The following is a 9,884-nucleotide window of genomic DNA, read 5'->3' as shown; positions in this document are numbered from 1 at the left end:
CGACGACAAGTCCACCGTGTCCAACAACGACCCGACCAACTGCGCGGGCACCGTCAAGGACTGCTTCAACTGAACCAGGTCCGCAACGGGTCCGGCCCCCTGCCACCTCGGTGGCAGGGGGCCGGACCGTGACCGGTGTCAGCTCTGGACGAAGACCGCCACGCTGCGGGCCGGCACGGTGAACGTGCCGCCGGCCCGGTCGAAGGACGCCGTCCGGAGCACCGGGTCGGCGGAGTTCCTCAGCACGGGGTGCAGCGCCACGTTCGCCCCGCGCAGGCCGGTGACGGTCTGCTTCGCGGTTTCCGGGGTGGCGTTGAACACCACCGTGACCGACTTCCACTTTCCGTCCAGCCCGCGGGCGTCCAGGGTCATGGTGATCACGCCCGGGGTCTCCCGGTCGCCGGAGAGCGGGAAGGCGACCCGCTTCTGCACCTGGTCGGCGGTGGTCAGCCCGAAGACCGGCGAGGAACGCCGGATGGTCAGCAGCTCCGCGTACCGGGCGTCGGCCAGGCCGATCGCGGCGCAGTCCGGCACCAGCTTCGGGTCGGCCAGCAGCGGCTTCGCGTACGGCCACTTGTCCTTGTTGTCCTGCTCCGGTGGGAGACCGGCGCCGAAGCCGTTGCCCTGGGCGCAGTCCCAGCGGATCTGGTTGAACCAGTCACCGGAGTCGTACGAGTTGCGGTCCAGCGACTTGGAGCGCAGCCGCTCCGAGCCGGCCGTCACGAACCCGGTCCCCTGCCCCATCACCACGGTGCTCAGGGCGAGCACCTGCATCCGGGCCCGGTCCTGCGCCGGGGTCCCCTGCGGCAGCTTGTACGCCAGCGCGTCGTACAGGATCTCGTTGTCGTGCGCGTCGACGTAGGTGACCGCCTCGCCCGGTGCCGCCGTGTAGCCGGCCGGCGAGCCGTTGTAGTCCACCTGCGCGCCGGTGACCGGCCGGCCGGACGAGTCGGTGAACCGGTAGCCGCGCAGGTTGCCGGTGAGCCCCACCTTGATGAGGTCCTGCTGGTGCAGCAGCCGCGCCTTCTGCTCCGCGGCGGAGCCGTTGACGTCGTCACCGTTCGGGTCGGTGAAGAGGCCGGAGGCGAAGCCCTGGATCCGCGGGTTGCCGTCGAACGGCCCGCCGCCACGAACCGCGTCCCGGAGCCGGTCGTTGAAGGTGCCGATGCCGGTGCCGGCCATGTTGGCCTGGGTGGCCTGCACGAACCGGGCGTCGTCGGCGACCTCGCCGAAGTTCCAGCCCTCGCCGTAGAGCAGGATCTTCTTCCCGTCCACGCCGTCGCGGGCCGGGGTCAACTGGTCCAGCGCGGCGCGGACGGCGAGGATGTTCGCCTTCGGGTGGTGGCCCATCAGGTCGAACCGGAAGCCGTCCACCTTGTACGCGCGGGCCCAGGTGACCAGGGAGTCCACCACGAGCTTGCCCATCATGGCGTGCTCCGGGGCGGTGTTGGCGCAGCAGGTCGAGTTGGCCACGGTGCCGTCGGGCAGCAACCGCTGATAGTAGCCCGGCACCACCTGGTCGAGCACCGACTTCGGGTCGGTGCCGGCGGCCGAGGTGTGGTTGTAGACGACGTCCATCACCACACGCAGGCCGGCCTGGTTGATCCCGGCGACCATCTGCCGGAACTCGGTGGTCCGCTTCGCCCCGGCCGGGTCGACGGCGTACCCGCCCTCCGGCACGGTGTAGTGCAGCGGGTCGTACCCCCAGTTGTAGCCGTCCTTCCCGGCCACCGCCGCGACGCATTTCTGCTGCTCGGCGGAATCCGGGGGCAGCGCGGCCAGGTCGCAGGCGGGCTGCGCCTGGTCGGCCCGCCGCTCGGGGATGGTGGCGAAGTCGAACGCCGGCAGCAGGTGCAGGTAGTTGACCCCGGCGTCGCCGAGCGCCCGGAGGTGCTTCATCCCGGCCGTCCCGGGGTCGGTGAAGGCGAGGTAGGTGCCCCGCCGGTCGGCCGGCACGGTGGTGTCGGCGATGGAGAAGTCGCGGACCGACACCTCCTGGATCTGCGCCTTCGCCGACGGCACGGCCTTCGGCTTGCGCAGGTTCGCCCAGCCGGCCGGGGCCAGCGCCGGGTCTGCCAGGTCGACGATCTGGCTGTGCGTCGAGTCCGGCGCGAGGGCCAGCGAGTACGGGTCGGTCACCGCGGCGGTGACCATCTTCTGCGCCGCCGGCTGCCACGCCTCGACCTGGTAGCGGTAGTACTTCCCGGTCCACGACCTCGTGCCGCGCACCGACCAGACGCCGGTGGTGTCGTTGCGGCTCATCGACACGGTCGTCGGCTCGGCCGTCGGCGAGTCGAAGAGCTGGAGCGAGACCTTCCGGGCGGTGGGCGCCCAGACGGCCAGGGTGGGCACCTTGCCGGCGAACGTCGGGCCGAGCTTCGCGTCGGTGGCGGCCCGGTAGACGTCGTCGAGGACGCCGGGGATCTGCACCCCGGTGGCGCCGAGCAGGTGGCCCTCGGCGTCCCGCTCGGTCACCACGAGCTGGCCGCGCAGCGCCGCGGGCACCTTGGCCAGGTCGGCGCGGTCCAGCGTGAACGCCCGGTAGGCCCAGAGCTGCGGGTACGCCTGCCGCTGAGCCTCGGTCAGCCCGGTGCGCCCGGCCCGCAGCGGCAGCGTGGTGTACGTCCCGGTCAGCTCCCCGTCGGCGACGGCGAGCCCGCCAGCGGGGGCGGCCACCAGGGCGTACCGCTTGCCGTCGGTCGGCCCGGTCTGCCACGCCACGGTGGACCGGTCGATCCACTGCGCGTTCTGCTTGGTGATGTCGAGATCCTTCGCGACGCCGGACGAGGTCGGCGGCAGCAACCGGCCCTTGACTCCGGCCAGCAGCCAGATCTCGTGCCCGGCGGCGGCGAAGTCCAGCCGCTGGTCGTCGGGCTGGTCCTTCTCGTCGCCGGAGTGCACGATGTAGTTCAGTCCGGTGGCGCCGGCGGCGAGCGGCACCCGGAAGACCGCGCCGTACGCGTCGATCTTCTCCGGCTTCAGCGGGTTGCCCCAGTCGGTCGGGTTGGCGGCGCCGTCCCAGAGGTGCAGGCCCCAGCCGTCGTAGTTCCCGTCCGCCTTGCGCCAGTGGATGACGGCGGTGCTCTGGTCGACCGGCGGGTCGGGCTCGCCCGTGGCGGCCTGCCGCGTCGGGTAGAGGGCGCTGTCGCCCTGCTTGACCCAGACCTCGCCGGTCTGCGTCACGTCGATGGTGCGGTCGTTCGCTACGTCCTTGTTCCCGTCCTTGTCGACCACGAGGAACCCGACCGACTTGGCGCCCGGCTTCAACTTGACCCAGGCGAACCGGCCGAAGGAGTCCTCACCCACGAACGGCTGTCCCTTGGGCCACTCGGTCTGATAGGCGGGGTCGATGTCGCCCCAGGTGTAGAGGCCCCAGTCGGCGTACCCCCCGGCGGGTCGCTGGTAGTGCACGACCGCCCAGTCCCGCGACGCGCTCTGGGCCGGGGTGCCGACCACGCCGGTGGTGCGGGCGGCGGCCACGCGGCCCTTGCCGTCGCGGACCACCGCCTTGTACTCGACCTTCGTCCCGCCGGCCAGGCCGGTCAGGTCGTGGTGGACGGTGTACGGCGCCCGGTGCGCGCTGCCCAGCAGCGTCCACTTGCCGCCGGGGACCCGGGCGGCGAAGGTGACGGTCGCGAGGGGGTCGCCGGTGACCTGGGCGGTGACGGCGGCCTTGGTGGCGACCGGGGCGTCGCCCGGCTCGGTGAGGGTGATCGTCGGGGCCGCGCCGGCCTGCGGGATCGCCCGGTCGGCCTTGAGCACGACGGCCGACATGGCCGGCACGGTCACGCCCAGCTTGCCGTCCGCGCCGGCGCTCGCGGTGGTCGCGCCGCCGTACACGCCGGTGAAGGTGGCGCCGGCCGACCACGTGTCCACGGTGACAGTCTGCGCGGTCGCGGCGTTGTTCACCGCGACGACGTACTCGGTGCGGTCCTTCGGCAGGACGCGGGAGAAGGCGAAGACGCCGGGACCGTCGGCCGCGTACCGGGTGACCTGGATGCCGTCCCGCAGCGCGGGGTGGGCCTGCCGCAGCTCGCCCAGCTCGGCGATGGTCCGGTAGAGCGGGTGGGTGGTGTCGTACTGGTCGCTGGCGTGGGTGCGGGTGGTGCCGATCAGGTCGTCGTCGAGGTAGTCCGCCGTCCTGCTGGCGAACATGTCCTGCCGGGCGTCCTTGTCCCCGCCGGGCCCGGTGAAGCCCTGCTCGTCACCGGAATAGACGACCGGCTGGCCGCGGGTGAGGAACATCAGCTGGTGGGCGAGCTGGTCGCGGCGGAGCTGGCTGGCGTCGTCGCCGCCGGCCGCCGCGATGAACGAGCCGATCCGGCCCATGTCGTGGTTGCCGAGGAAGGTGGTCAGCCGGTTGGCGTCGGTGTCCCGGGCGGCGTAGAGGTCGTCCTTGGCGTACAGGTCCGCGAGCGCCCTGGCCGAGCCGTCGGCAGCGGTGTAGCCCCGCGCGGCCTCCTGGAAGGAGAAGTCGAGGGTGGCCGGCAGGCCGCCCTGCCGCACGTAGGTCGACTCGATCTCCTGGTCGGCGCTGTAGACCTCGCCGAACATGAAGAAGTCCGGCTTGCCGGCCTTGGCGGCGGCGGCATCGATGCCGCGGGTGAACTGCGGCCAGAAGTCGAGGTTGGCGTGCTTGACCGTGTCGAGGCGGAAGCCGTCCACGCCGGCCTTGCCGATCCACTGCGCGTAGATGTCGGTCATGCCGCGGACCACCTCGGGACGCTCGGTCCACAGGTCGTCGAGGCCGAAGAAGTCGCCGTACTCGCTGTTCTCACCGGCGAAGGTGGAGTCGCCCCGGTTGTGGTACATGGTCGGGTCGTTCAGCCAGGAGGGCACCTTGACCTTGGCGTCGGCCGCGCTGGCGAAGGTCGGGGTGTACGGGAACGACTCCTTGTTCACCTGGGGGAACGCCCGGGTGCCGTCGGCGTAGTTGCGGTCCTCGAAGGCCCGTCCCTGCGCGTCGGTGTAGGGGGTCGTCTTCTTGTCGACGTAGCCGTACTTGTCCTCGGCGTAGCGGATGACGTCGGCGGTGTGGTTGACGATGATGTCCAGGTAGACCTTGATGCCCCGCTGGTGGGCGAGGCCGACCAGCTTCTTCAGCTCCGCGTTGGTGCCGAAGTGCGGGTCGACCTGGGTGAAGTCGGTGACCCAGTAGCCGTGGTAGCCGGCGGAGACGTCCGCGCCGGTGCCCTGCACGGGCCGGTTCTTGAAGATCGGGGCGAGCCAGATGGCCGTGGTGCCAAGGCCCTCGATGTAGTCCATCTTGTCGATGACCCCCTTGAGGTCACCGCCGTGGTAGAAGCCCTTGTCCGCGGGGTCCAGGCCGGTGCTGAGCCGGTCGCCGGCCAGCCCGCCGGTGTCGTTGCGCTTGTCGCCGTTGGCGAAGCGGTCCGGCAGGACGAAGTAGAACTGCTCGGCCTTCGCGCTGTTGTTGCCGGCCTTGAGCAGCGCCTCGGCGGAGGGTTCCCGGCTCCACTGCGCGGCGCCCGCGGCGGCCAGCACGTCCGGGGTGGCGGGGCGGTCGCTGCCGTCGGCACCCAGCTGGTGGAGGGCCACCGGCACGCCGACAAGGGTGAGCACGAGGGAGGAGGCCAAGGCGGCCAGGGCCTTGCGGGATATCGGCGGGGGTTTCATCGACGGCCTTTCTCTGGTCGCTGATTCGCCCGCACGCTAGCTCTCGCCGAAACATTCTGCAATACCTTGCAAACGAAGTCGCAACAAAGCAGCCGTCTTGCGAAACACGGCAGCGGATGCCGGCCGCCGAGGGTGATCCGGGAGGCGGAGGATCAGAGGCCGGAGCAGGCCGCGCCGTCGACCGCGCAGCTCGTGGGCCGGGTCGTCCCCGTCTGCTCGAAGTGGAACTGCAGCGCCACCGACGCCCCGGGCGCCAGGGATACCCCGCTGCGGTAGGTGAAGACGCCGTCGGTGAAGTCGCCGCTGCCCTGCTCGGCGCCGCTCACCCAGGCGGCCACGAGACGGCCCCGCGGGAAGGTCAGCCGCACCGTCCAGCCCTGCGCCGTGTCGGCGGTGTTGACCAGCCGCACCTCACCGATGAAGCCGCCGTCGAAGCTGCTCACCACCCCGTACCGGCCGGTCACCGGCGGGGCGGGCGGCGGTGGCGCGGGCGGGCCGCTGGGGCTGGCCGTGGCCGTCCCGGCCGACGGGCTCGGCGTGGGCCGGGCGGGCAGCACGGTCGACCGGGGGGAGAGCCCGGGCACCACCGGCCCGGCGGCGGACGTGGGCGGCCGGGTGGCCTGGCCGGGGGTGGTGGGGCTGGTGGCCGGCAACTGGGGCAGCGACATCGTCGGGGCCGGCGGCGGGGTCTCGGCGAACGTCCGCCGCCCGCGCACCGAGCCCAGCGCCACGACCAGCAGCACCACCATGACGATCACGCCGACCGAGACGATGATCCAGGGCGAGGAGGCGATGGCGGCGCCGGGTGACGGGCGTACGCGTCGTGTGCCGGACATGCCCCTCCCCTGTCGGTCCCCGTCGGGCGAGCGTAACGACCGCGAGCGTCGCCCGCCCGGTGGACCCGCGGCCGGTGCGCGCCTCAGCCGATCACACAGTCCGCGCCGTTGACCGTGCACTGGCCCGGCCGGTCACCGGTGCCCGTGCGGCCGAACCGCATCCGCACCGTGGCGGTCTCCCCGGCCGGCAGCGGCCCGGCGCCGCGCAGCACGAACACCCCGCTGCCCTGGCTGCTGACCGACACCCCGGAGGCGGACGATGCCTCGATGGTCTTCACGTTGCCGGTGAAGAACAGCTCGACCTCCCAGCCCTGCCCGCCACCGGAACCGTTGACCACGGTCAGCCGGGCCTCGAACCCGCTCCGGTCGCTCGCGGTGGCCTCGTACCGCGCGGCCACGGCACCCTGCGCGACCGCCCGACTCGAGGCGCTGGGCCGCGGCGTCGCCGACCGGGACGCGCGGGCCGAGGGCGAGGCGGTCGCGCCGGGTGACGGCGTCGCGGATCCGGTGGGCGCGTCGGTGGCGCCGCCGGTCGGCGGCGCGGAGGGGGGAGCGACCACCAACAGGCCGACGATCAGGCCGACGCCGAGCAGCACCACGATCCACGGCACCGACGTGAGCACCCGCGGCGCCGCCGGCGCCTCGGCCGGCTCGGCTGGCCCGCCGCCCATCACATGCCCCCCTCGTGGTACCCGACGCGCCAGCGTAGCCACGGTGCGCCGCGTCGCGAAGCGCGCCCGGAGCGTTCCGACCGTCCGGGCACCCGGGACGCGCGGAACGGACGATCATGCGCGGCGGATCGGGGCCCCGCCGGCCGGTCCATGGCCACGACCCGCACCCGACACGTCGCACCGCGTCGTCGGCTACGCTGTCCGGGCTCAGCTATCGGAGCTCCTAAATGGCTCAGATCCGGGCAAAGATCCGCACACTCGCCCGCACTGTCCATCATGGAGCAATGCCACCCGGTCGATGCCCGGCCGCCGACCACCCGTCCCGCCCCGACAACCCCCTCCCCCTACTCGGAGCAACTCCATGCAGATTGCCAGCGCGCCAACCGGGCTCATCCGCAAGTCCCTCGGCACCGGCGCCCTGTTGGTGTTCAGCGCCACCGCCTCCTCCCCGATGGCCGTACTCGCCGGTGCGATCGTCGCCACGTACGCCTCGACGGGCGTCACCGGCACACCGCTCGGCTTCCTCGTGATCGCGGCCGCCCTGCTCTTCTTCTCCGTCGGCTACCTGGCCATGGCCCGCTACGTCTCCAGCGCCGGCGTCTTCTACGCGGCCCTGGCGGCCGGCTTCGGGCGGTTCTGGGGCGTGGTCGCCGCGCCCGTCGTGCTGCTCGGCTACAACGCCATCCAGATCTGCCTGTACGGGCTGCTCGGCGCGGTCGTCAGCGACAGCCTTGGCGGCGCCTGGTGGGCCTGGGCGCTGCTCGCCTGGGCCGGGGTCGCCCTGGTCGGCGTGCTGAAGGCGCGGATCAGCGTCGGCCTGCTGGGCGCGGTGCTGGCCGTCGAGGTCGCGGTGATCCTGCTCTTCGTGCTCACCTCGTTCACCCACCCGGCCGGCGGTTCGGTGAGCTTCGCGCCGCTGGACCCCGGCAACCTGCTGGTCCCCGGCATCGGCGGTGTGGTCGCCTTCTGCGCGGCCTCGTTCGTGGGCTACGAGTCCGCCGCCGTCTACTCCGAGGAGTCCCGGTCGCCGCAGGCGGTGTCCCGGGCGGCCTACTCGGCGCTGATCCTGCTGGGCGTCCTCTACGCGCTCGCCGCCTGGGCCATGGCCGTGGCCGTCGGACCGGACCAGGTCGTCGACCGGTCCCGCGACCCGAACGCCGGGCTGCCGTTCTCGATCCTGGAGGCGAACGCCAGTCCCGTGCTCGGCAGCGTCGCGACCATCCTCGTGGTGACCAGCGTCTTCGCCGCGATGATCAGTTTCCACAACTCGATCGCCCGGTACGCCTTCAGTCTCGGCCGGGAGCGGGTGCTGCCGGCGGTGTTCGAGCGGGTCGGCCGGGGTGGCGCGCCGGTCGCCGGGTCGGTGCTGCAGTCGGCGATCGCCCTGCCGGTCATCCTGGTCTTCGCGCTGACCGGCGCCGATCCGGTGGCCATCATGTTCAGCTGGCTCTCGGGCGTCGCGGCCATCGCGGTGCTGCTCATGATGGCGGTCACCTCGATCGCCGCGATCGCGTTCTTCCGCCGGGGCGGCGGCGACGAGAGCGCGTGGCAGCGCACGGTCGCGCCGGCCATCGGTGCGGCTCTGGTCGGCGCGGCCCTGCTCACCACGCTGGTCAACCTCTCCGCCGTGCTCGGAACCCCGCCGGACTCCACCACGAAGTGGCTGGTCCCCGGCGCGGTGGCGGCCGCCGCGGCGGTGGGGCTGGTCTGGGCGGCGGTCCTCCGGGCCACCCGCCCGGAGGTGCTGGAGAACGTCGGGCAGGGCCAGCTGCGCCCGCTCGCGGTCATCGAGCAGGACCTGGTCGGCCGTTCCCTGTAGGAGGCCCGGACGCGCGACGGCCCGCCCCCGACACCGGGGGCGGGCCGTCGGCCTGTTCAGCGCCGGCGCCGGCCGTCGACCGTCCCGGCCATCGCGGCCTTGCGCTCCTGGCCGGTCATCACCAGCTGGTTGAGGCGCTGCAACCAGCGCCAGGCCGGGTGGACCTGATGCTCGGGGCTGAGCGGGAGCCAGCTGCGGTACTCCACGCCCCCGCCGCTGAAGTGCGGGCAGGTGGAATACACGACGGCCTGCTCGTGCGCGCGCGCCGGGCGCTCGACCACCAGCAGGTTGTCGTCGGACATGACCACGAGGTTGCGCCCGGGGATGCCCATCCCGCCGGGGCCGGGCAACGCGTCGCCGGTGCCGAGCAGGGTCGACACGGAGACCCCCACGTAGCGCGCCTCGGCGGGCATCGGCTCGCCGGCCTGGGTCATCTGGGCGACCGGGTCGAAAACCCCGCCGCCGGCCAGGTAGCCGTCGGCGATCTCGCACAGCTCGGCGAGCAGCGCCGGCAGGTCCTGCACGTCGCTGCCGTCGCGGAACAGGCGGGAGGCCGCCTTGATCTCGTAGTAGGGCCGGCGCGGATCGGCGAACAGGGGGTCCAGGCTGGCGTAGAGGAAGACCAGCGCGTGCGGCCCGACCGGCTTGGTCCGGCGCAGGTCCCAGTAGTGCGAGGCGTGCAGCGCGTTCGCGTACTGCACCCGGTGCACCACCGCCTGCCGGATCTGGTGGTAGACGGCCTGGTTCGAGTAGCCGTCGGCGCTCGCCTCGGAAGCGTCACCCGCGGACCAGCTCGCCCGGGCCGGCCCGGCGGCGCCGTACCCGGGGGCGTCCGGCGCACCGTAGCTGCCCGGCGTGACCGGGTGCGCCGCCGCGGGGGCGCCGTAGGCCGGCGTCGCGGGGGCGCCGTAGGCCGGCGTC

4 protein-coding genes and 1 pseudogene are annotated in these 9,884 nt (G+C 72.9%); 1 reads left to right on the top strand and 4 read right to left on the bottom strand.

The window, feature by feature from the left end:
* Window positions 1–138: 138 nt before the first annotated feature.
* The 3 genes from pulA to B0E53_RS28225 form a co-directional block, all read right to left on the bottom strand.
* Window positions 139–5,637 carry a pullulanase-type alpha-1,6-glucosidase gene (gene pulA / locus B0E53_RS28235; RefSeq protein ID WP_107078799.1) on the bottom strand — a complete coding sequence of 1,833 codons (5,499 nt, stop codon included), beginning with the start codon at window positions 5,635–5,637 and terminating at the stop codon, window positions 139–141.
* A 152-nt stretch (window positions 5,638–5,789) separates the two neighbouring features.
* The gene (locus B0E53_RS28230) at window positions 5,790–6,473 is read right to left on the bottom strand and encodes a cellulose binding domain-containing protein (protein ID WP_107078798.1); all 684 of its coding nucleotides are present in this window, start codon (window positions 6,471–6,473) and stop codon (window positions 5,790–5,792) included.
* 83 nt (window positions 6,474–6,556) lie between these two features.
* Window positions 6,557–7,144 carry a cellulose binding domain-containing protein gene (locus B0E53_RS28225; RefSeq protein WP_107078797.1) on the bottom strand — a complete coding sequence of 196 codons (588 nt, stop codon included), beginning with the start codon at window positions 7,142–7,144 and terminating at the stop codon, window positions 6,557–6,559.
* Between the two features lie 361 nt (window positions 7,145–7,505).
* On the opposite strand from B0E53_RS28225, the gene B0E53_RS28220 reads away from it, so the two are divergent.
* The gene (locus B0E53_RS28220) at window positions 7,506–8,963 is read left to right on the top strand and encodes an APC family permease (RefSeq protein ID WP_168215428.1); all 1,458 of its coding nucleotides are present in this window, start codon (window positions 7,506–7,508) and stop codon (window positions 8,961–8,963) included.
* A 56-nt stretch (window positions 8,964–9,019) separates the two neighbouring features.
* On the opposite strand, the pseudogene B0E53_RS37935 reads toward B0E53_RS28220, so the two are convergent.
* Window positions 9,020–9,884: pseudogene (locus B0E53_RS37935) on the bottom strand (hypothetical protein); the annotation flags it as partial.

Origin of the sequence: Micromonospora sp. MH33 (assembly GCF_003013775.1) — a bacterium.
Classification (GTDB): domain Bacteria; phylum Actinomycetota; class Actinomycetes; order Mycobacteriales; family Micromonosporaceae; genus Micromonospora; species Micromonospora fulviviridis.
The sequence above is the reverse complement of the archived record's forward strand: the minus strand, read 5'-3'. Positions and strand labels throughout refer to the sequence as shown.